The following is a 22383-nucleotide window of genomic DNA, read 5'->3' as shown; positions in this document are numbered from 1 at the left end:
TTAATAAATCAACTGACATTCAATCCATTATCTTAATGCAAAACTATGAAAATGTCCGGTTTCGTTACATCCGGGTGTCCGGTTTTGATAATAAATGAACTATTTCATTTATCAGGATAATTTGCGTATTTTTTCGATGTCGTGAACAATGTATCGTAATCAGAACAGTGACTATAATATTTAATTCCATGTGGCCAGCTCTTCAATCGAAACGGGTAATCCTTCTTGTGCTCAATACTTTTTTGATCCTTACAAAAAGTCTTGCTACTGATCAATATCCCATTACCTACCTTGGTATAGAACAGGGCCTTTCCAATAACGCGGTTACCAGTATCTACCAGGACCATAACGGGTTCATGTGGTTTGGTACTTACGACGGACTAAACCGTTACGATGGATATAACTTTACCATTTACCGGAATGAATTCAATAATCCGGGCTCCCTTATAAATAATCGCATCGCCTGCATTGTGGAAGATCAGGACAACAGACTCTGGATAGGAACAAGAGGCGGGGTCAGCATTTTCAATAATGCAACGTCCCGGTTTTCTTCCGTTAATTTCCTCCCCTACAAGGAAAAAACAGCAAAAAGGATCACCGTTGCAGTAAATGCTGTCATGCCCAATATGAAAGAAAATGTATTTATTGGCACCAGTGGAGAAGGTCTTTTAATATATAATAAAGAAGCCGGCTCTGCCAGGCAAATCCCTCTTCAAAACGGGAATACACATTACGATGTAATGTCCATTAAATATGACCAGGATCAACATGCCTGGTTATTCGTCCGTAATATAGGGCTCTGCAGATATAATGATAAAACGGACATAATAGAGGTAATTAATAACAGTATTAAAACCGGGATAACCTTACAGGCAGATAAAAACAAACACCTCTGGCTGGGTGCCGACGAAGGTCTCTATAAATATGATATCCCATCCAATACCTTTTCCAACGTTCTGGCTACTCATTATAACCGGGTAGTACATCTTACAGTAGACAAACAACAAAATCTGTGGATAGCTTCTGATGGAGAAGGCATTTTTACGATGCCACTCGCCACAGAAAAAATCACCCATCTCAATAAAGAATTGCTCACCAGTACCGCAGTATTTTCTGTACATGAAGATAAAGAAGGCCGGAAATGGATCGGCACGCTAAGAGGTGGTATCAATATCATTGATCCCAGAAGAGCAGGGTTCACAACCATTACGCACGATCCGCTGAACAGCAACAGCCTTATCAATAATTTTACATTATCACTTTGTGAAGACCCGGAGCAGAATTTATGGATAGGTACAGATGGAGGCGGAATCAGCTACTGGAACAGGAAACAAGATGTATATATCAACTTCAAACACCAGGACGATAATAACACTTCACTCAGCAATAACTTTGCGACCAGCATCATAAACGATTTTCAGAATAATATCTGGTTAACAACCTGGGGAGGAGGAATTAATCGCTTTAATAAATCCACCCATACATTTGAACACTTCTCCTGCTTCAACCCACAAAGCAATGCAGAAGATAAAAATACCTGGATATTATATGAAGATGCTGAAAAGAAACTCTGGGCTGGTGCATGCAACAATGGTTCGCTCTACTGGTTCAACAGGAATACCAACCACTTCGAACTCTTTGATAACAACCTCACTAATATGCTTTCCCTGGCAGAAGATAGTAGCGGGAATTTCTGGGGTGGTAACTATACTTCACTGATTAAAATTGACCGGCAAAACAAAAAACACCAACTATATAATATTGGATATCCTATCCGGGCAATCCATGAAGATAAAGCCGGTAATTTCTGGATTGGTACAGAAGGAGGCGGATTATTGCTGTTTGATAAGATCACTGCCAGGTACTCAAGATATACAAAATCAGATGGGCTTTCCAATAACTCTATCCTGAAAATACTGGAAGATAAAAGCGGTAACTTATGGATCAGCACATTTAACGGGCTCTCAAAATTCGATCCCCGGAAAAAAACATTCAAAAACTTCTCCCAATCGGATGGCCTTCCAAGCAACCAATTCAATTACAATGCAGCACTGGCTCTAAAATCCGGAGAGTTTATCCTTGGAGGCATCAAAGGATTGAGCATCTTTTATCCGGATAGCATAAAAGATTATGCTACCATGCCCAGGGTGTTTCTTACCGGCCTGAAAATAGACAATATACCCGTTGAGCAGGACGGCTCATTTGTCACTGAAAGAACACCGGATAATATTATTGCACTCCGGATTCCCTATAATAAAGCAGTTATTGCTTTCGATTTTGTAGCGCTGGAATACGCCGCGCCAGATAAAATTGATTATGCCTATTATATGGAAGGATGGGACAAAGACTGGAATTATGTAGGCAAGTCAAGAACAGCTAATTATACCCGCTTGCATGAAGGCAACTATACTTTTAGGGTAAAAGCTACTAATGCTGAGGGTGCCTGGAACAACAAAGTATTTACACTAAAAATAACAGTACTGCCACCCTGGTACAGGGCATGGTGGGCTTACCTGTTATATATAGCCGTTATCCTGGCAATATTCTATACTTATCTGCAATATAAAGCGCAGAAAACAAAACTCGCTTTCGACATCCGGCTTGCGCGCCTGGAAACAGAAAAGGAAAAAGAACTGAACGAAAAGAAACTGTCTTTCTTTACGAATGTTTCCCACGAATTCAGAACCCCTCTCACACTGATCATTAACCCGGTTAAAGAATTACTGAATAACAGTGAGCATAACACCGGCCTGGATGTAGTGTACAGGAATGCCCGCCGTTTATTGAGCCTGGTAGACCAGCTTTTACTGTTCAGAAAGGCAGATAGTGATGCCGATAAACTGAAAGTAACCAGGCTTAACTTTTATAATTTTTGCAGAGAAGTATATCTATGCTTCACCCAGCAGGCAAAAGCCAGGAATATTGATTACCAGTTTATATTTGATAATCAACAACTTGAGTTATATGCAGACCGTGAAAAATTAGAGATAGTACTGTTTAACCTGCTTTCGAATGCGTTGAAATTTACGCCGGAGAACGGGACCGTCATATTCGAAGTAAAGGAGAAGGAATACAACGTTGAAATCTCCATTACAGATACTGGTTGCGGTATTGAAGAAGATACGGGTAACAGGCTATTTGAGAAATTTTATCAGGCGAAAGAAAACAGACTACCGGGAAAAGCCGGGTTCGGCATTGGACTACACGTTTCAAAACATTTCATAGAAAGCCATAAAGGTGAAATATCCTACACCAGCAATATAGGGAAAGGAACCCGGTTCCTGGTACAGCTCAGGAAAGGTAGCTCCCACTTTCCCGGCCACTACATTTTTGAAGAAGTGGCAGAAAGACCGGCTCTCTTGGAAGAACTCATGGGAAATATTAACGCCGAGCTCCCCCGGGCGACTAAAGAAAGAGAAAGCGTGGCTGAGATCATTTCAGGTAAAAAATCTATCCTGGTAGTGGATGATAATACAGAAATAAGAGGATACCTGAAACAGTTGTTCAGCGAAAAGTTCATCTTCCACGAAGCAGATAACGGGGCAGAAGGTTTAAAAATAGCACAGGAACATTATCCCGATATCATTATCAGTGATATCCTGATGAAAGGAATGACAGGGGTTGAACTTTGTAATACCATTAAACAGGACCCCTACCTGAATCATATACCGGTTATTCTATTAACAGCCAGCCCGTCATCAGATATCAAGTTGAAAGGAATTGAGTGCGGGGCCGACGATTATATCATCAAACCCTTTGAAAAGGATCTCCTGATAGCCCGGATAGACAATATTCTTCAAAACCGGAATGTGTTACAGCGCTATTTCTTTGATAAAATCACCCTTAAAAAGAATAGTTCGAAAATTTCAACCGAATACCGGGATTTCCTGGAAAGATGCATCGGCATCGTTGAAAATAACCTTGATAATGAAGAGTTTAATATCAAAATGCTGGCTGCCCAGATAGGTATGAGCCATTCCAACCTTTATAAAAAGGTAAAATCCATTTCCGGACATTCCATCAATGCCTTTATCCGCTTTATCCGTTTACGAAGGGCGGCCGTATTATTATTAAGTACAGACTATAATGTAAATGAAACCGCTTTCCAGGTAGGGATTAATGACAGCAAATATTTCCGGGAACAGTTCTGTAAACTTTTTGAAATGAATCCATCAGAATACATAAAAAAATATAGAGGGTCATTTAATAAGGATTTTAATATAGTTAACTGGAAAGAATAGCCATTTTTACCAGTTTACCCCCCATTTTTGGCGATTGCCCCCCTGTAGTTTACTCAGTAAGGGGCATATCATTGCATAGAATTATTCCACGAAAACAATTCCGACATAACTTATTTATAGTATATGCTTCGGGGGGGACAATACAATTTAACTGATACAAAAACCAGAATCATCATGGGAAATTTCCTTACGTTATGGAGAAAACAGGCTTATTCCTCCTGTTTTAAACTAATCCTTTTCTTTATTTTCAGCTGCCATGCTTCCGTCCTTTATGCTCAACAAGCCGTTAGTGGAAGGGTGAGCTCCGGCGATACCTCTTTACCTGGCGTTATAGTATATGTAAAAGGTACATCTGTAAACACACAAACAGATAATAATGGCCGGTTCTCCATTAATGCACCGGGGAACGCTACCCTTTCATTCAGCCTGATGGGGTATGGCACCAGGGAAATACCTATCAATAACCGCACTACTGTTAATGCAGAACTGGAATCTGTAACAACGGGACTGGGCGAAGTGGTGGTAGTAGGATATGGTACCCAAAAAAGAAAGGACCTTACAGGTTCAATTGCCACGCTGAATGCAACTACATATAAAGACCAGCCCGTATTAAGTGCTTCGTCCGCTCTGCAGGGCAGGGTTGCCGGGGTTTCTGTGGCCAATAGTTCCGGAGCTCCTGGTGGTGCGGTAAAGATCCGCATCAGAGGTGCGAACTCTATTAATGCCAGCAACGACCCTTTATATGTTATTGATGGGGTTGCATTAAGCAGTATTGGCATTCAGGATATCAATGTGAATGATATTGAATCCATGGAAGTTCTGAAAGATGCATCTGCTACTGCCATTTATGGTTCCCGTGGTGCTAATGGTGTGATCATCATCACGACTAAAAGCGGGAAAGCCGGTATTACGAAAATTGAATACAACGGTTTTATCAGCAGTAACCGGCCAATGAAAAAATACAAATTGCTGGATGCTGTGGGTTATGCAGAGCAGGCTAATCATATTACTGGTGCATCTGTATTTGCAGATCCACAATCTTATGCAGGCAAAGGTACCGACTGGCAAGACAAGATCCTGCATGACGGCATTACACAAAATCATCAGCTTTCTGTTTCCGGGGGAACAGAAAAATCCAAATACTATATTTCAGGGTATTATGTGAATCAATCCGGGTTACTGCTAAATACCAATCAGGAGAAATTTGCAGTGAGAGCTAATTTAGATAGTAAACTGAGCAATAAGGTGAGCATAGGACTAGGACTGTTTGCTGCTCATGCCAACTCACACAACAATGGCGATATTGGCGGAAAGGGGAACCCCGTTACCGCCGCGCTGGCATGGGCACCTACAGAACAGGTGTATGATTCAGGCTCCCAATATAACAGGTTTGGGATCTCTCCAATCTGGTCCAATCCTTACATGACCATCAAAGAAAGAAACAGCGATAATTCCTCCAACTCAGCTGTGCTAAATGGCAGACTCAAATACAATATTACAGACTGGCTTACTTTTAATATTAATGTGGGCCTGGATATGAATATCACCAGAAATGCCTATCTGAACAACGACTGGATCAGTCCTGGTAATCCAGGTTCCGGTCAGAGCTCTACAGAAACTTATACATTCCAGAACAGTAATGCTCTTACTTTTCATAAAAAATTCAATGAAAAGCACGACCTGACAGTAATGGGTATCGTAGAGGAAACATCTAACAGATTAAATTCCTTCAGCGCTACCGGTTCCGGACTTACATCTACTTCCAACGGATATTATAATTTAGCACTGAACACCTCTCAGGGTATTTCATCGACTTATTCTAACTGGGCACTACTTTCCTATGTTGGCCGTGCGTCTTATACCTTTAACGATAAATACCTGATCACCGCTACTTACAGGGCAGATGGATCTTCAAAGTTCCAGTCAACCGCCAACAAATGGGGTTACTTCCCTTCAATTGGTGCAGGCTGGAGAATGTCTGAAGAACAATTCATTAAAGACCTGGGCATCTTTTCCAACCTGAAACTACGTGGTAGCTGGGGTATTACAGGAAATCAGTCCATCAATCCTTATAGCAGCCTGGGACTATTATCAGGTGTTCAATACTCCTTTGGTACCAGTACTTTATATCAGGGATATATGCTTGGTAGTCCAAGTAATCCGAACCTGAAATGGGAAACAACAAAACAGACCGATATTGGTCTGGATATGGGATTCATGAATGGCCGGATAAATGTAACTGCCGATTACTACAACAAACGTACGGAAGATCTGCTGTTACAGGTGCCCATTGCCAGTTATGACGGCGGTGGTACCGTATATAAAAACGTAGGTGCGGTAAATAATAAAGGCTTTGAAATTTATGTAGATGTAGCTGCGATTCAAACGAAAGATTTCTCATGGACCGCTACCATTAATGCATCTACTTACAAAAACAGGGTAGAAAGCCTTGGTAAAGATTCCATCCTGTACAGACCAATTATAGGCGGGGGACTAATCAACACCAATATTCAGGTGGTAAAAACAGGACAATCGCTGGGATCATTCTATCTCATTCCATGGCAGGGTGTATACCAGGATGCCAATAATACACTGGGTTACAAAGCAGGTGATAACCGTTATGTGGATGTAAGTGGCAATGGCTCTATAGGTTATGAAGACCGTGTAATTGCAGGTAGTGCTATTCCTAAATTCCAATGGGGCTTTAATAATAATTTCAGATATAAAAACCTTGAGCTGAATGTATTCGTACAGGCGTCACATGGTAATAAGATCTTTAATGCTACCTATGCCGGTATTGCTGCTCCTACCAGTGATGTGAAATATCCTACACTTGCTGAATCTGCCAATTACTGGACTGCTAAAAATACAGGTTCAGTATGGGCCGATCCTGCAAGTACCACAAACAGGAGTTATGTTGAATCAACTCAGTATCTGCAAAATGGCAGTTATGTAAGACTGAAAAACGTAAGTCTTTCTTATACCCTGCATAAGAAAACCACCAGGTTTGCAGATGTGAGATTTACCCTTAGCGGACAAAACCTGTACACCATCACAAAGTATAAAGGATACGATCCTGAAGCTACATCCACAGCAGCTTCCAGTGATGCAGATGCTGGTATTGACCTGGGTGCTTACCCTTCTCCACGTACAATCACCTTTGGGGTAAATATATCATTATAATGACCACGTTAAAATCTCATAAGATGAAAAAATATTTTGCAATTGCAGGCATTGTGATCATGGGAATGTCCTCCTGCAGTAAAGACTTTTTAAAGGAAGATCCTAAAGGTAATCTTACAACAGAAAATTTCTATAAAACAACCAACGATCTGAATATGGCTACTATCGCCCTCTATACACAGATCAACGGCGCCTTTAACCAGTCTGCCGGTTTTTCTACCCTCTGGGGAGGAGATGATATGACCGTGGCAAGAGCAGGAAACAAAATTTCCTATTCGGATTTTGATACTTATCAGGCTACTTCTTCCAACGACCGTATGACTAACTGGTGGAGCTATTTCTATTCCACTATAAAATCCTGCAATGCACTGATCAATAATTATAAGAATGCTACTCAAGCTTCTGAAGATGACAGGAATCATGCCGCCGGACAAGCCTATTTTCTGCGGGCGCTGAGTTATTTTTTCCTTACCCGCACCTGGGGAGAAGTGCCCCTGGTAACAGATAACACCGTAGACTATACGAGAACAAAAGCAGAGCCTGCAGATATTTATGCCCTCATTTTAAGCGATCTGCAAAATGCTGAAACAATGCTGCCAGACGGATGGGATGGAACAAGGAAACAAAACGGCGTGGATATTCCTCCTACCCGTGGTTCAGCAAAAGCACTACTGGCCAATGTTTATTTAACAATGGCAGGATGGCCGCTGAAACAAACAGATAAATATGCACTGGCAGCAGCTAAAGCGAAAGAAGTGATAGATAATAAAGCCACCTGGGGATATGAGCTTGCTACCAACTTCATTGACCTCTGGCAGAAAAGTGGTAAGTTCAATCATGAAACAGTATTTGGCTGTTACTATAATGTAAATGTGTCCGGCTGGGCTTGGGAGAACTATAATATGCTTACCCCTAATGCCTATGCACCAGATGATGAAGGTGGATGGGGCGACGGATATGGTGAGATCAATTTCTATAAGAAATTCCCTGCTGGTCCAAGAAAGAATGCCACTTATCAATCTGTATACTACATCAATAATGTGGTGAGTGATTCAGTTGACTATACCGGAACTCTACACAAACATCCTTATTTCTTTAAGTTCCGTGATGATGATGCTTTTAACCCGGTTAACCATGTTAACAGTAACTGGATAGGCAGTCACACTGTATTTGTAATCCGTTATGCAGAAGTATTACTCACTTATGCAGAAGCGCAGGCAATGTCTTCCACTCCTGATGCAACCGCCTACAGTGCTATTAATGCGGTTAGAAACAGGGCTGGCCTGGCAGATCTTCAGGCAGGCTTATCACAAACAGCTTTTCGTGACTCAGTGATTGCAGAACGGGGCTGGGAATTTGCCGGTGTGGAACCTGCTGCCCGCTGGTATGATCTGATCAGAACTGAAACGGTTGCTAAAGCAAACTCCGACAGAGACGCATCTGAAGAAGTACTGAAAAATATTCCAAGCGACGAAACCCATACTTTTTACTGGGCTCCAATTCCAATTGGGGATCAACAGCTCAATTCAAATCTTTGATCAATGAAGAATATTTCAATAACGCTGTTGACGATTATCTGCATCCTGGTTTTTAATACGGGCTATGCACAATTTATTCCGGGGCAGGTATGGAAAGACGTAACCGGTAACCCGGTGAATGCACATGGAGGAGGTATTTTATATCATCATAATACCTACTATTGGTATGGTGAAATTAAAAAGGGACCTACCTGGCGGGTACCGGGTTCTACATGGGAAAATTACAGGGTGAATGCAGGTGGTGTTTCCTGTTATTCGTCTAAAGACCTCCAGCACTGGGCATTTGAAAGCGTAGCATTATCGCCGGATAAGGCAGACAGTACAAATGATCTTTATATCGATAAAGTGATAGAACGTCCGAAAGTGATCTTTAACAGGAAAACCGGAAAGTTCGTAATGTGGCTGCATATTGACTCCAAAGATTACAGTTATGCAAGATCCGGAGTAGCCGTAAGCGATCGTCCTGAAGGGCCTTTTAAATACGTAGGTAGCGTAAGGCCTAATGGGAATATGGCCAGGGATATGACTATTTTCCAGGATGATAATGGTAAGGCATATCACTTCTATTCATCTGAAGAAAATAGTACAATGCATATCTGTGAACTCACAGATGACTACCTGGCTCATAGCACGAATGATAAACGGATACTGATCAATCTTTCAAGAGAAGCACCTGCCGTATGCAAATACAATAACAGGTATTATCTGTTCACTTCCGGTTGCACCGGCTGGTCGCCCAATGCGGCATCCTATGCAGTAGCAGATAACATCCTGGGCGATTGGAAACAATACGATAATCCATGCAGGGGCATTGACAGTGACAGTACCTTTCACGCACAAAGTGCCTATGTGATACCGGTACAGGGTAAAAAGAATGAATTTATTTTCATGGCAGATAAATGGAATAAAACTGACCTGGAAGCTTCCCGTTATGTATGGTTGCCCCTGGTATTTAATTCCGCCGGCAAACCAGAAATTATTTGGAAAAATGAATGGCAGATAGGTTTGGAGAAATAAACTGTTTCGTTTAAAAATCGACTCCATCTTCGATTACCTGAACAGGTAATTGAAGATGGAGTTTCTATTTTGGTGGAGTTATATATATCAGAGGTGCAGTACTTACTTACTCACAAATGTTACTACAGCTTCCGTTAGTTCTTTTTTAAGTGGCAGATCCGGATTAGTATAAGTAGCTATGTTGGCTGTTCTCTCTGCAGGCGCCTGTTTTAGCACATGGTTCATCTGATCGATTTCTATCAACGACGCATCTGGTTTAGCCTTTTTCAACGACGTAGCATTATCGTTACTCACCTGTATATCTGTTGTTCCCTGAATGATCAATACCGGGATCTTTAATTTTTTGATTTCCTGTTGTGGGTCATACTTCAACCAGGATATCATGTATGGCTGTACGGAAGTACGAAACAAACTATTCAGATTATTATCTGGCTCTTTCACAGCGTATCCTTTTTTAAGACTGTCTAATAAGATAGCTCCCTGTGCTGCCAATTCCGGTGATTTTACATTCAATTGTTTTTTGATGGTGACATCCGCACTCTCCGCTATTCCTGCAATGGAGATAAAACCAGCTGCATTTTCCCTGGCAGCAGCGATCATTCCAATGAGCGATCCTTCACTATGTCCTACTACAAATACTTTAGAGAAACGACTGTCTGCCTCCAGCATTTTAATCCATCCTGTCGCATCATTGATCATATCTTCAAAACGAACATCAGACTCATTATTCAGAGCTGCCCTACTGGCACCAATACCCCGTTTATCATAACGCAAACAGGCTATACCTTTAGCCAGCAGTGCTTCTGCCAGCATTTTGTAAGTATTGGTATTCAGCCCCATTGTATTGTTGCCGTTTCTGTCTGTCGGCCCCGAGCCTGCTATCAACAATACCACTGGTACTTTTTTGTTCTCATATGGAATAGTAAGGGTACCATGTATTCCATTCAAAACAATATCGGCAGTATCTTTCTTAGTTTCAGTATATGTAAAAAAGCGAAACCCTTCCAGCAGATTATCATTGTTAAGTGACAGAACCATCTTAAAAGTATTGCTGGTAAAAACGGCTTTGTAAATATTATAAGATTTCTCTTCATTGGTCAACGTTACACTTTTCAGTTCGCCCAGCTGTGTATGCAACTGGCTGATCGTACTTACAGTTTTCTCCAATGGCAGTACCGTTTTCATGACAGGTGCATACATACTATAGAGACTGTCAGCCTGTTGCTGGTTATAGTATCGCTTAAATTTCTCAACAGCAGCAGGATAATCTGCCTGCGCCATTGTACATATCCCATTCAGCAGGATAACAGCAACAAACAATATATTTTTCATTTGAATTATTTTAACGGTTGATATAAAAGGTGCAGGAAGATTTTCGAAAATATTTCAGCAATTATGAGTGAAGCGATGAATACCCCTACGGCCTTATTCCCTTTTATATTACAGGAAACTTTAAATGCGTTGTACATAAGGGCAATCATCCATATTTCCAATATTACGGTTGTAAATATTGCCAATATAGCAAGAGCATCCATCTGATAGATATCCTTAATTCCAGGAAGTGCAAAGTTAACTATTGCAAGGAAGAGCATCGGAGCTCTGGCCAGGGCCAGGGTTCCTGCCACATCAATAAACCGTATGGAAGAAACAGAGAAGAATTTACCTGCCAGGAAGATTACCAGTACCAGGCATCCCCAATCGACCACTGGCTCCAGGAAGTAGTACTTTATAGAGAGATCCCCAAGCCATACATGAGCATCAACAACCCCATCAAAATGAGTTTTGCTGTAATAAGCAATACAGGCAGTGATAAGTATTAGTATCCAGCCTATAATTAAGGACTTTAAGCCTGCAATGTAGGTGAAGGGATTAAATATCCAGGAAGTCTTCATTTGTCAGATTTTAGATTTCTTTCATTAGTCTCTATCTTCAGAATGATATCGTCCAGCAGGTTACGCACAGTTGGGTAACTCAATCCGAGCTGCTGTGCCATTACCTTCAGGCTGCCGCTGCTTTTTACAAAGTCAAGCACAAATTGTAGTTCCTCTTCTGAAAGTCTCGCCAGCAACGGCAACTCAAAAGAGCCCGATACTACCGTATCACAGGCTCCGCAAGCCAGCGAAGTCACTTTCAACGGTGACTGACAAGCCGGACAAACATGAGGGAGCGATTTCTTTAACTGCTTCATTGTTTAATAAAGTTAAAGAAAAAATAAATAAAATCAAGTTTATATTAAATAAAATAGAACACAGAGCTTAAAAATGACATTGATGAATTTTTAGCATCCGGTAATAACCTCCTCTCTTAAAGTTTGTTTCCCAGGACGATTTATAGCTGTTATGATGATCTTTGATCCCTTCAGTACATCATTCTGTGTGGTAACTTTATATTTCCAGCTTTTACCATTAACCGGCGCAAGCGCCTCCCCTTCTTCTATAAGAACGCCAGCAGCATTCCGTATAACCACTTTCATAAGTAAAACAAGGAAATTATCTGCTTTAATAATGATGATATCTCCCCGTTGCCCGTGGTAATCGCTTGTATCAATGAACAATATTTCAGGTGCTTTAGATGCATCTGAAAATGCCACATTGTAAGCCGATTGCCCGGGATTGGCATGAGCTTTATACATAGCTTTGATAACAGGGTCATTAATAGCGGCCTTTGCATACATTTGAGCCTCTTTAAATTTGTCCTGGTTATCCAGCTGACTTTCTGTAGCCGGCACCTTACTTGATCCGCGTTTTCTGCTTACAACGGTATCTCTTCCTCTCTGACTAAAGGTCATGTTGCCTATTGTCCCGGAAAGGCCTAGTGTCAATAAATTACCAATTGCTTTTGCCATAAAATAATAGTTTAATAAATGTTAGTTTAATTATTCAGTTCTGAGAGGAACAAGCCCTCATCTGGTAGCTTTGATTATTAAATCAATATTAAAGTGAATTCCATTTCGTTTGGAAAAAATATAGTTGACCAACGGAAAAAACATCCATGAACTAGCAATAAACACTAGATGAACAATAAATTAACCTTCCAGTATTGAGAAAAATATTAATATAAATAAGTGAAAAAGTGATCATTCAATTCTACACGTGAATGTGTTCTGGGTTAATTGTGGATAATAATAAAATAAACCGGGTATAAACAGGAATCAGACAGGCTCATCTTACGAAAAAAAACGTAGGATGAGCCTATCTGATTCCTGTTTAATAACTGTTTAAATAATCTTTAAGGAGGTATAAAGGTATATTTTGTGAGGTATAATCAGTTCTTCTTTTTCTGGCTCCTGATAGTACTTCCCTGCTCATATGATCAAAGATAAAGGCAATGAAACGACATATAATTCAATACGTCTAAGAAAGTTAAAAATTATTTATATTTAACATATCTCATTCATACTTCTTAATTGATATTTGTTTGCTATTTTACCATAATGAAAGGGTTGAACATAGATACCAGCAGTAAAGTTCCGGTATACCTGCAAATTGTAGATTCTATCATGGCTGCCGTGCGTGATGGCGGATTAAAGCGCGATCAGCAGATACCTTCCATCAATGAACTGAGTGAACACTACCTGCTTTCCCGGGGTACTGTGGAAAAGGCTTACAAAGAGCTACGCGACAAAAAAGTGATCATTTCCGTAAAGGGCAAGGGCTATTTCATTAACCGGACAGACGTAGTGATGCCCCTCCGGATTTTACTCCTGTTTAACAAAATCAGCAACTATAAGAAACAAGTGTATAACGCATTTGTGAAAAGCCTGGGCGACAGTGTTTTTGTAGACCTGCACGTGCACCATCACAGTGTTCCTCTCTTTGAAAGTCTTATCAACAACCATCTTGGCGATTATGATTATTATGTAATCATGCCTCATTTTTATGATCATCCGGAGGAGGTATTACGCATTATCCGCCAGATCCCTTCGGATCAGTTGATTCTGCTCGACAAAGATCTTCCTGCTCTTTCGGGCGATTATGCGGCCGTTTACCAGAATTTTGAGAAAGATATCAATGAGGCTTTGTTCGAGGCCCTGCCGGCCCTGAAAAAGTATGAAAACATGGTATTTGTGAACCCGGGCCTTACCCCTTATCCGGATGAGATCAAAAAAGGATTCCAGTACTTCTGCCGTATGAATGATTTCAACTTCTCCGTGATCGAAGGTGTGGAAATGTATACGCCCGTTAAAAAAGGACAAGCCTACGTGATCATTGAAGAAACAGACCTCGTTAACCTTGTGAAAATATGCCGCAATAATAAACTCCGGATTGGGAAAGATGTAGGTATCGTATCTTATAATGAAACCTTATTAAAAGAGATCCTGCTGGATGGGATCACGGTTATATCTACAGATCATGAACAAATGGGCGAAACTGCAGCCCAGATGATTATGGAAAAATCGCAGGAAAAAGTAAAGAACCCTTTCAGATTGATATTGAGGAATTCGTTGTAAGGATTATATTTTATGTTCTAAACTGGGATGGGTAACAAACTATTCTCGGAGTTAATATTGCTATACAAGCAAAGGAAATGATTATAACTTAACCTTTTCCTTAACAACTTTACGGGCGTTTCTACGTATTGTAGTAGATTGAGTTGCTTTTCCAGCCTGTTTAAGTTTTCGAGCTTTAATAAAGTCACTGATTGCGCTTTCATCTTCTCTTGTTAAAGCCCCCAAACCGCCAATAAAGTCAACATCTAGTTCTGCCTTGCGACGTTTCATTTTATTCAGTTTTTAAAATATTTATCAATCAGTTTTAATGCTGCTTGTGTTTCGATAATCATACGTTTCCCACCAATATGAAATGCTCCCAAGCCCTTAATATATAAGTTTGTCAACTTCAAAATCCAAATGTATTGGGTGTTTTCTTTTCACTATGCGAATTTACGAAAATAAACGCCTTATCTAATGCTAAAGGACATATAGATAATGCCGACGTAAAAACCCGGAGTTATCATTAATTTGCTTCATATAAATATTATTACTATTTTTTAAGCGGTTTTCATATCAGGAAATCAGGAATATCATAAACAGTTCTGACCATCAGAACCGCGCCATTACAGTTATTAGTCTATATTTGCCACCTATCAACAATGTCCGTTATGAAAAATAATATAGGAAAACTGGATCGTATTATCCGGATTTTGCTGGCATTCACAACATTCTATCTATACTATGTAAAATCAATCACCGGAACTTTTCTAATCATGGCAACAGCCATGCTCCTCTTTACTACCGGCATAGTAGGCAATTGTCCGTTATATTCTTTGTTTGGTATCAGAACACGCCGTTAAGAACCTTTTTCCAGTCGAACAGCTTCATTCGCTAATTCCACGATCTCAATGATCTTCCCATCCAACTTTTTCAACGCTTCTTCCATCATTTCTATATGATGGGGAGCAATCTCTGTATATTCCTCCTTTATCAGGGGTAATAAAGATAATATGGAAGTAAGCGGTCCCCTGAATTCATGGGCCTGGATAAAAGCAATCTTTTCCAATAATGCATTCTTAGTCTCTAACCGCTCCTGACTGATCTTTTGTTTCGTGATATCCTTCAGGATCAATGTGGCTCCTACAATCTTCCCCGTATTGTTTCTTGCTGGTTCCAGACTCACTTGTCGCCATGAAACCTCATCTCCATAATTAAACTTTTGTTCATGACTGATTTTAACACCCGCCATCGATTGCTTAAAATCTTCCGGGAAACGGCTCCGGTAAGATGAATGTAATATCGGACCTATAGCCTGCCCTTCTTTGGGTTGAGTACCAAACAGTTTCTGATACAGATCGGCCGCTTCGCGGTTAAAATGTACAATATTCATTTTATCGTCCAGCAGGAAAAACTGGTCACTCAATCCCTCAAAAAAAGCCTGCAACTTGATTTCAGATGCCGCCAGTTCAACAGATTTTTGGGCAGATATTTCCTGTTGCCGTAACATGTATCCCCGGATTTTGGTAGTAACCAGGTACATATACAATATAGCTACAATAAAACAGGTGCTCATATCAATATACTGTTCCCGCAGACTGCGATACCTTCCACGGATCAGTGAAGGATATTGACTCTCTATAATGATACAACCGATTGGTACAACAATATGTAAAACCATCCAGAAAGGATACCACTTACGTTCTGTGACACTAAGTGCCAGCTGAAAAGTCATGAATAACAGGATCAGCGTAGGTCCGTTAATTCCTGCATTCAACCCATAATTGATAGCTAATGCAATAAAGCCGATAAGTATGTACAGGTTGATAATATAGGAATAAATACGTTTTACCTGGGAAAGAAAAAGGAACAAAAACTGAAGAACCAGCAAAACCTCTAACAAATAAGGCGGTACAGCTACATTTGCAATTGTATCTACCACAATAAAAATGCAGAGAATAGCAATCGTCATTATTGATATTACCTGGAAGATGTACTTTTCAATTGAATACTCTCCACCTGGATGTAAGATGTGTTTAAAGTAAAAAGATATTTTATTCTTCTCTTCCTGGATGCGCCCCATAAAAATGGTAATTGGGAATATTTTATACTAATAGCCGCTACTGTTGACCAATATACAGAAACGAAATTAAGTTTTATACAAATAAAGGAGGCTGTATTCTACAGCCTCCCGATATTGCGGATTTAAATTAGACTACATCTATTTGCTGATTAAAGTTATTATCCTACACCAGATTCTTTGTTTTAACAGTATTGATTTCCTTTATAACATCTGCAAAAACTTCATAAGAATGAATTCTGGCCTGATGATCAAAGAGATGTGATGTCACCATTATTTCATCTACCTGCGTCAGTTGCAGGAAATGCTCCAACCTTTTTTTGATTGTTGCCGGTCCGCCGATGAAAGAATAAGTCAGCATATGGTTCACGGTTTGTTCTTCATGCGCGTTCCAGATCTCATCCATGCTTTCTACAGGTGGTGGTAATAATTGCCGGCGACCGGTTACCACACCTATAAAGAGCTGTTTTACCGATGTTGCCAGCCTTTCAGCTTCTTCATCCGTATCAGCAGCTACTACATTCACACAAGACATTACATAAGGTTTGCTCAAGTGGGCAGATGGTTGAAAATTCTCACGATAAAGCTTTATTGCCTCCATAAAATAAGTAGGTGCAAAATGGCTTGCAAAAGCATAAGGTAAACCCATTGCTGCAGCAACCATAGCGCTATCAGTGCTGGAACCTAAAACCCAGATAGGTATATCCAGTCCTTCACCGGGAATAGCCCTTACACTACTATGTTTGTTTGTGGCAGAAAAGAAGTTCTGCAACTTCTGGATATCTCTGGGGAAATTATGTGGTGCCTTGAAATTATCTCCCCTGATAGCCATAGCGGTTACCTGGTCCGTTCCCGGGGCCCGCCCCAAACCAAGGTCTATCCTGCCGGGATATAAGGAGGCTAAAGTTCCAAACTGTTCCGCTATTACTAAAGGGGCATGATTCGGCAGCATAATTCCACCTGAACCTACTCTGATAGCCGATGTACCTCCGGCTACATAACCGATGAGCACCGAAGTAGCTGAACTGGCCACACTCTCCATATTATGATGCTCTGCAAACCAGTAACGGGTGTAACCCAGTTGCTCTACCTTTTTAGCTAATTCAAGACTATGACGAAAACTATCTGCTGGTGTCTGGCCCTGTACTACAGTGGCCAGGTCTAATACCGAATAAGAAATGGCTGTTGATTCCTCTATCTTCATTGTAATTCAATGTTTTTCTGATAAAAACTTGTTCCGATCGAATTACAAAATTAAAGGTTATCAGACAAAAGTGACAGAATATAGCTGGTGGGGGGCATTTTGTGACTTACAGAAGACTTTAGTTAATTACCAACCTTTCCAGTACCCCCCAGCTTTGTCAGCCCCTCTTCAAAAGACTAATATTTAACTGCTATCCGGTAAAAAAGCAGTCTGAATATTGGAGGATACTGAACCTATCTGGCTTATTACGACTGCTCTAAAAGAAAGATGGAGACCTACTCCATATGGAATACTTCCTCTAAAGGAGTGGTTACAGGAGAATTATCAGGGTTAGTATCCATAATGTCGGCCATAAAAGCCCACCAGCGCTGCACAATGGGAAGAGTGCCGAGATCCTGCGATGATTGTTGACCAGCTTGCTGTTGCACTCCAAAGAGAATATTGGTTTCTTCATCCAGGAAGATCGTATAATCACTTACGCCGTTATCTTTCAACAACTGCTGTAACTCCGGCCAGATAGCCTGGTGACGTTTACGGTATTCCTCTTTGCAGCCGGGTTTCAGTCGCATTTTAAAAGCTATTTTCATGGCATCAAAAATATAGTAAGACTTTTAGCTCCGTGTGCGCCTAATACCAGCGATTGTTCAATATCAGCCGTTTTGGAAGGGCCGGCAATAAATACTCCGAAGCCGGTTTCCGGGCCACCAATGTGATTATAAGCGTCATGCATGGTAGGAACAATAGTAGCTGCAGATAATACAATAGCCAGGTGTTGTGTAATAAAAGGTAATACCCTTACAACCAGCTCTTTTTCAGTCACCCATACCGCACCATTTTCAGCCACGCCCAGTTGTCCGGGTACAATAGCCAGATCTACCTGTTCCAACTGGCGCCCGTCGCCCTCCTTCCATTCAGTCATCCCACCAGGATAAAACGCAGAATCCACTGCAACCACACGCGCCTGATCGGTAAAATTGGCCTGTACGTACGACGGAATATCCGAATACCGGGCAATTTCTATCACCTCTCCCCCCAATGTTTCTACCACCTTGCAGAAAGCCACCGGATCGCCGGGTGAAGTATTCCTGAAACCTTCAATATCAGGCAATACATGCTGTTCCGGTTGATTTCCCTTAATGGAGGCTAAGATCGTTTCTCTGCTACTCATAATACCTTGTTTATGGATCATTCAAACCCCCAAAATACTAACTTTATTTTTAAAGTGCAGTCATCCTGAAAAAGAATCGGGCCGGATGCCTCCATAAAAATTGAGCTACTAGGAAAGCCCCCGTAATCTCCTTGTTGTTATCCTAAAGAATTTAGTAACATAATAGTAGGAATAAAATGGGAGTTGTATGGATTCTATATCATTGCCATTAGGTGTAATAAAAAATACTATAGCCTTTAACAAAATGTTCCATTTTTGTTTTAATCCCTTACTGAACCTTATTCCGAGATAAACGTTTCTTAATAGATCTGAATTCTTTATTACCTGCTTTTTCAATAATTCATTCAAAAGGAAATTAACTGCATAATTCAGATTGCTGTCATCTTTTTTATAAGTCTCCACAACAGGCATATTGAAAAGATGACTGGAAAGAACGCGCCTTAAAAGATCAAACCGTTTCAGTTCAATAGCCTCTTCATCCAGTTCATCTGCCTTAAAAGAAGCAAGATCAAGTAGTGAACGAAGTGTAGGATAATAATCACTTACCCCATTATTATAAATCATCAGCTTATAATAATCCTTATGATCATATATCCGGTGAGGAGATAAATAATCATTCCCTAATAACTGACTGAATGAAGTTGTTGTATTCATTCTATATTTTACTGGTCTAAAGTGAAACTCAAAATCAAATGAGCCACCAAAAGCACCTTCTTTATTGAAACAAACATCTTTATGTAATTGATGGAATTGTTCAGGAAATCTATCATAAAACTTATGCGTACCCATAGTATATCCTTCCTTTTTTAAGGTATCTACAACCGACGACACATCCTTTTCTGCAATAATAACATCGATATCCGAGCTTTCCCTCAAACTCATATCCTTATAAAGCAGCACTGAAAAATCAAGCCCTTTGTACGGACAGGCACTAACACCTCGCTGCTGAAGAAGATCTATTATCCTGTCGCACTCCGCTTTCCTGCTAAAAACCCGCGATGAGAAATTCATGCAGAAAGAGCGGAATAACTGGTATGTATTCTGTTCTACCAATTCCTTTACATGGAATAATATATTAAACACTACCGGTCTTATACGATGAAGTGCGCTCAGATTATAAACCTTATTCCAGTTAATGCTACTATCTGTAATGAAAGTCCTTAGCATTTCCTTATCTGCTGTTCTCAGGAAAACCCTGCAACACAATACTAATAACGCTATTTCAGGATTATATTTTTCCTTTATTGCTCCAATCTCCATAACACCTCATAGTTTTTGTTTATCGTACATGTTCCTGAATAATCCATTCGCCGATATCAGGTTGTCAAAAGTTCCTTCTTCAGCAATCATTCCATCTTTCATAAAATAGATATAATCTGCTATTTTAAGATTATACAAACGATGTGTAATTAACAGTACCATTTTATTTCCTACAGATTCCCTCACATGTTGAAATACCTCGTATTCAGCAGTTGCATCCAGAGCACTGGTTGGCTCGTCAAGCACCATCAGGTGACCATTTCTGTAAAAAAGCCTTGCAAGTGCAAGCTTCTGCCACTGTCCCCCACTGAGTTGTTCACTACCCTGAAACAATGTACCCATGCGGCAATGATAGCCGGCAGACAATTTTGAGATAAATGTATGTGCCCCGGCTAATGTAGCAGCATGCTGAACATCGCATAAATTTTCAGGATCATGAAATGCTTCAAAAGCAATATTCTCTCCCACTGTTAGAAAATATCTTTCAAAATCCTGGAACAAAAAAGTACTGTTATTCCTGAAATCCGTTAATGCTATTCCTGAAATCTCTACATCATCAATTTTAACCGACCCTGTCTGTAACTCATATAAACGAGCCAGCAATTTCACCATCGTTGATTTACCCGAACCATTCTCTCCCACTAAGGCAATTATATTTCCAGGCGTACAACTGAATGATATGTTCTGCAATACGGGATGCTGTGACTGCGGATAACGGAATGAAACATTATTTACAGATAACCCGTTATGTGTGCGGGGAAAGAGAATATCTGCATCCGGAGTTTCCGGAACAGGAAGATCCAGAAACAAAAAGAGATCTCTCAGGAAAACTCTTTGCTGAAATAGTTGAACCAATGCCTGCAGAAAATTCCTGGATGTAGTTTGCAGCCGCTGAAACCCTTGCAGATATATAACAAAAACACCTACTGTTATTGTTTTCCCCCATACACTCCTGGCCAGATAAATCAATATTATTGTGATAACGACCACTTCCAGTATCTCTGCTACTATGCTGTATAAGGTGTTCTTTTTATATACATCCTTTTTTCCCTGGAGAATAAATGCCCTGATATGTTTGAATTTTGCTGTAAGAGCTGCTCCAAACCCAAATATTCTTACTTCTTTTGCATGGCCTACGCTTGTTAATATATAATGCAGGTAATGCGCTTCTCTTTCACTGGGCGCTAACTTTCTTTCAAGATGCGTCAGGGAAAATCCTGCATACCATTTAATCACAGCCAGTGGCAGCGATAATATAATTAATAACAGGGCAAATGCAGGTTTCATAGAAAACAGAAAACCAAACAGAAAACATAATGAGAGACTGTTTAACAACATTGCATTAAACCCATTCAATATAGTTGCTGTTTTATAGATTACCTGTTGCTGAGCTAGGTGAAGAGTATCGTGATAAACCGGATTTTCATAATAGTCATATTTTACACTTACAGCTTTATTTAATACCTCCAGCGACAAATAATCTGTGAGATGCTGCTGATGTATAGTATTTATAAAAGCAGTATACTGCCCGGTAACAGCCTGCAACATCTGAATGCCTCCCCATGCCACAAGCGGAGCCATGGCTGAAGAGAAATTCATATTTTGCATCATCATAGCATCAATCAGCAATCGAAGGCATAACAGGGAAGCTACAGGTAATATAGCAAGCACTACCTGCAAAATAACATTGATACTAGCAACCCGCATATTAGCACGCCATATCAGTACAACTGAACGGAACAGATCTTTCAGAATAAAATTCATGTGAGAGGGGCAAACTTATGATCCGATGAAATGAATGTTACTACTGGATAATCAGCATGTCTTGTTCCAGCATCTGTTCAAGGTATGCGATCGTTTCCGTTTCACATTGCCCCGGACTGATATCATAAATATTTGTCAGAGATACAACGATATCCTTTACTGGAAGTGCTTCTGCTAATATATTCCATATATTACTCCCAACGCTGTTCATTCCTATATAAACACCCTTACTGATATCCATCATCACCACTTCATCACCAATATGGCTGACAAGAAATTTTTCTTCATTCCTGGTAATAAGGGTATTTGATGTGAGGCTGCATTCTTTTTCCATAACATGAATTAAAAATTATCCGGGGTATTATCTGAACTATCTAAGGTTATTTATACGAAAATAGGTATTATTACAAAACAATTGACGACGACTCCCAAATTAATACGATCATCCGGTTATGAAAAATATTTATTGCACCATTACAGATATATAAGTTAGATATCG

18 protein-coding genes are annotated in these 22383 nt (G+C 40.2%); 6 read left to right on the top strand and 12 right to left on the bottom strand.

Going from position 1 to position 22383, the window contains the following annotated elements; genetic code table 11:
* Positions 1-188: 188 nt before the first annotated feature.
* From BM176_RS13685 to BM176_RS13670, 4 genes are all read left to right on the top strand, one after another.
* A complete protein-coding gene (locus tag BM176_RS13685; protein WP_090103867.1) occupies positions 189-4241 on the top strand; it encodes a hybrid sensor histidine kinase/response regulator transcription factor in 4053 nt (1350 codons plus the stop codon).
* Positions 4242-4415: 174 nt separating this feature from the next.
* Positions 4416-7424, top strand: coding sequence for a SusC/RagA family TonB-linked outer membrane protein (locus tag BM176_RS13680; RefSeq protein WP_177230399.1), 3009 nt, complete (start codon positions 4416-4418; stop codon positions 7422-7424).
* Positions 7425-7447: 23 nt separating this feature from the next.
* On the top strand, positions 7448-8962 hold the full coding sequence (locus BM176_RS13675; protein ID WP_177230398.1) for a RagB/SusD family nutrient uptake outer membrane protein: 1515 nt from the start codon (positions 7448-7450) through the stop codon (positions 8960-8962).
* Positions 8963-8965: 3 nt separating this feature from the next.
* Complete coding sequence (locus BM176_RS13670) at positions 8966-9979, top strand: glycoside hydrolase family 43 protein (RefSeq protein WP_090103861.1); 1014 nt, start codon at positions 8966-8968, stop codon at positions 9977-9979.
* 102 nt (positions 9980-10081) lie between these two features.
* Here the strand turns inward: BM176_RS13670 and BM176_RS13665 are convergent, their stop codons facing one another.
* The 4 genes from BM176_RS13665 to BM176_RS13650 form a co-directional block, all read right to left on the bottom strand.
* Positions 10082-11311 carry an alpha/beta fold hydrolase gene (locus tag BM176_RS13665; protein ID WP_218162205.1) on the bottom strand — a complete coding sequence of 410 codons (1230 nt, stop codon included), beginning with the start codon at positions 11309-11311 and terminating at the stop codon, positions 10082-10084.
* Positions 11312-11316: 5 nt separating this feature from the next.
* Positions 11317-11871 (bottom strand): hypothetical protein, encoded by a 555-nt coding sequence (locus BM176_RS13660; RefSeq protein ID WP_090103859.1) that lies wholly within the window; start codon positions 11869-11871, stop codon positions 11317-11319.
* Positions 11868-12167, bottom strand: a complete 300-nt coding sequence (locus tag BM176_RS13655; protein WP_090103857.1) for a DUF2089 family protein — start codon at positions 12165-12167, stop codon at positions 11868-11870. The genes BM176_RS13660 and BM176_RS13655 overlap by 4 nt, the downstream gene beginning before the upstream one ends.
* 90 nt (positions 12168-12257) lie before the next feature.
* A complete protein-coding gene (locus BM176_RS13650) occupies positions 12258-12824 on the bottom strand; it encodes a hypothetical protein (RefSeq protein ID WP_090103856.1) in 567 nt (188 codons plus the stop codon).
* 588 nt (positions 12825-13412) lie between these two features.
* Between BM176_RS13650 and BM176_RS13645 the strand changes: the two genes are divergently transcribed.
* The gene (locus BM176_RS13645) at positions 13413-14429 is read left to right on the top strand and encodes a GntR family transcriptional regulator (protein ID WP_090103854.1); all 1017 of its coding nucleotides are present in this window, start codon (positions 13413-13415) and stop codon (positions 14427-14429) included.
* 81 nt (positions 14430-14510) lie between these two features.
* On the opposite strand, the gene BM176_RS13640 is transcribed toward BM176_RS13645, so the two are convergent.
* Positions 14511-14699 carry a hypothetical protein gene (locus tag BM176_RS13640; protein WP_090103852.1) on the bottom strand — a complete coding sequence of 63 codons (189 nt, stop codon included), beginning with the start codon at positions 14697-14699 and terminating at the stop codon, positions 14511-14513.
* A gap of 380 nt (positions 14700-15079) precedes the next feature.
* Here BM176_RS13640 and BM176_RS13635 point away from each other — a divergent pair, with 380 nt between their 5' ends.
* The gene (locus BM176_RS13635) at positions 15080-15271 is read left to right on the top strand and encodes a YgaP family membrane protein (protein WP_090103850.1); all 192 of its coding nucleotides are present in this window, start codon (positions 15080-15082) and stop codon (positions 15269-15271) included.
* Here BM176_RS13635 and BM176_RS13630 read toward each other — a convergent pair.
* The 7 genes from BM176_RS13630 to BM176_RS13600 form a co-directional block, all read right to left on the bottom strand.
* Complete coding sequence (locus BM176_RS13630; protein WP_090103849.1) at positions 15268-16491, bottom strand: PAS domain S-box protein; 1224 nt, start codon at positions 16489-16491, stop codon at positions 15268-15270. The genes BM176_RS13635 and BM176_RS13630 overlap by 4 nt on opposite strands.
* A 163-nt stretch (positions 16492-16654) precedes the next feature.
* Positions 16655-17692, bottom strand: a complete 1038-nt coding sequence (locus tag BM176_RS13625; RefSeq protein WP_090103847.1) for an LLM class flavin-dependent oxidoreductase — start codon at positions 17690-17692, stop codon at positions 16655-16657.
* A gap of 275 nt (positions 17693-17967) precedes the next feature.
* The gene (gene rhaM / locus BM176_RS13620; RefSeq protein WP_090103845.1) at positions 17968-18279 is read right to left on the bottom strand and encodes an L-rhamnose mutarotase; all 312 of its coding nucleotides are present in this window, start codon (positions 18277-18279) and stop codon (positions 17968-17970) included.
* Complete coding sequence (locus BM176_RS13615) at positions 18276-18860, bottom strand: LutC/YkgG family protein (protein WP_090104901.1); 585 nt, start codon at positions 18858-18860, stop codon at positions 18276-18278. Before BM176_RS13615 ends, rhaM begins: the two co-directional genes overlap by 4 nt.
* Positions 18861-18968: 108 nt before the next feature.
* On the bottom strand, positions 18969-20120 hold the full coding sequence (locus tag BM176_RS13610) for a nucleotidyltransferase family protein (protein ID WP_090103843.1): 1152 nt from the start codon (positions 20118-20120) through the stop codon (positions 18969-18971).
* A gap of 6 nt (positions 20121-20126) precedes the next feature.
* Positions 20127-21884, bottom strand: coding sequence for an ABC transporter ATP-binding protein (locus tag BM176_RS13605; protein WP_090103841.1), 1758 nt, complete (start codon positions 21882-21884; stop codon positions 20127-20129).
* Between the two features lie 40 nt (positions 21885-21924).
* On the bottom strand, positions 21925-22218 hold the full coding sequence (locus BM176_RS13600; RefSeq protein ID WP_090103839.1) for a PqqD family peptide modification chaperone: 294 nt from the start codon (positions 22216-22218) through the stop codon (positions 21925-21927).
* Positions 22219-22383: the final 165 nt, after the last annotated feature.

This window comes from Chitinophaga sp. CF118, assembly GCF_900112615.1.
Classification (GTDB): domain Bacteria; phylum Bacteroidota; class Bacteroidia; order Chitinophagales; family Chitinophagaceae; genus Chitinophaga.
Note: the sequence above shows the minus strand (reverse complement) of the source record. Positions and strands in the feature narration are given on the sequence as shown.

Coding starts and splice junctions, on each gene's coding strand:
- BM176_RS13625 (WP_090103847.1), bottom strand. CDS start 17,692: ATGAAGATAGAGGAATCAACAGCCATTTCTTATTCGGTATTAGACCTG.
- BM176_RS13600 (WP_090103839.1), bottom strand. CDS start 22,218: ATGGAAAAAGAATGCAGCCTCACATCAAATACCCTTATTACCAGGAAT.
- BM176_RS13610 (WP_090103843.1), bottom strand. CDS start 20,120: ATGGAGATTGGAGCAATAAAGGAAAAATATAATCCTGAAATAGCGTTA.
- BM176_RS13645 (WP_090103854.1), top strand. CDS start 13,413: ATGAAAGGGTTGAACATAGATACCAGCAGTAAAGTTCCGGTATACCTG.
- BM176_RS13605 (WP_090103841.1), bottom strand. CDS start 21,884: ATGAATTTTATTCTGAAAGATCTGTTCCGTTCAGTTGTACTGATATGG.
- BM176_RS13640 (WP_090103852.1), bottom strand. CDS start 14,699: ATGAAACGTCGCAAGGCAGAACTAGATGTTGACTTTATTGGCGGTTTG.
- BM176_RS13615 (WP_090104901.1), bottom strand. CDS start 18,860: ATGAGTAGCAGAGAAACGATCTTAGCCTCCATTAAGGGAAATCAACCG.
- BM176_RS13655 (WP_090103857.1), bottom strand. CDS start 12,167: ATGAAGCAGTTAAAGAAATCGCTCCCTCATGTTTGTCCGGCTTGTCAG.
- BM176_RS13630 (WP_090103849.1), bottom strand. CDS start 16,491: ATGGGGCGCATCCAGGAAGAGAAGAATAAAATATCTTTTTACTTTAAA.
- BM176_RS13670 (WP_090103861.1), top strand. CDS start 8,966: ATGAAGAATATTTCAATAACGCTGTTGACGATTATCTGCATCCTGGTT.
- rhaM (WP_090103845.1), bottom strand. CDS start 18,279: ATGAAAATAGCTTTTAAAATGCGACTGAAACCCGGCTGCAAAGAGGAA.
- BM176_RS13665 (WP_218162205.1), bottom strand. CDS start 11,311: ATGAAAAATATATTGTTTGTTGCTGTTATCCTGCTGAATGGGATATGT.
- BM176_RS13635 (WP_090103850.1), top strand. CDS start 15,080: ATGAAAAATAATATAGGAAAACTGGATCGTATTATCCGGATTTTGCTG.
- BM176_RS13675 (WP_177230398.1), top strand. CDS start 7,448: ATGAAAAAATATTTTGCAATTGCAGGCATTGTGATCATGGGAATGTCC.
- BM176_RS13680 (WP_177230399.1), top strand. CDS start 4,416: ATGGGAAATTTCCTTACGTTATGGAGAAAACAGGCTTATTCCTCCTGT.
- BM176_RS13660 (WP_090103859.1), bottom strand. CDS start 11,871: ATGAAGACTTCCTGGATATTTAATCCCTTCACCTACATTGCAGGCTTA.
- BM176_RS13685 (WP_090103867.1), top strand. CDS start 189: ATGTGGCCAGCTCTTCAATCGAAACGGGTAATCCTTCTTGTGCTCAAT.
- BM176_RS13650 (WP_090103856.1), bottom strand. CDS start 12,824: ATGGCAAAAGCAATTGGTAATTTATTGACACTAGGCCTTTCCGGGACA.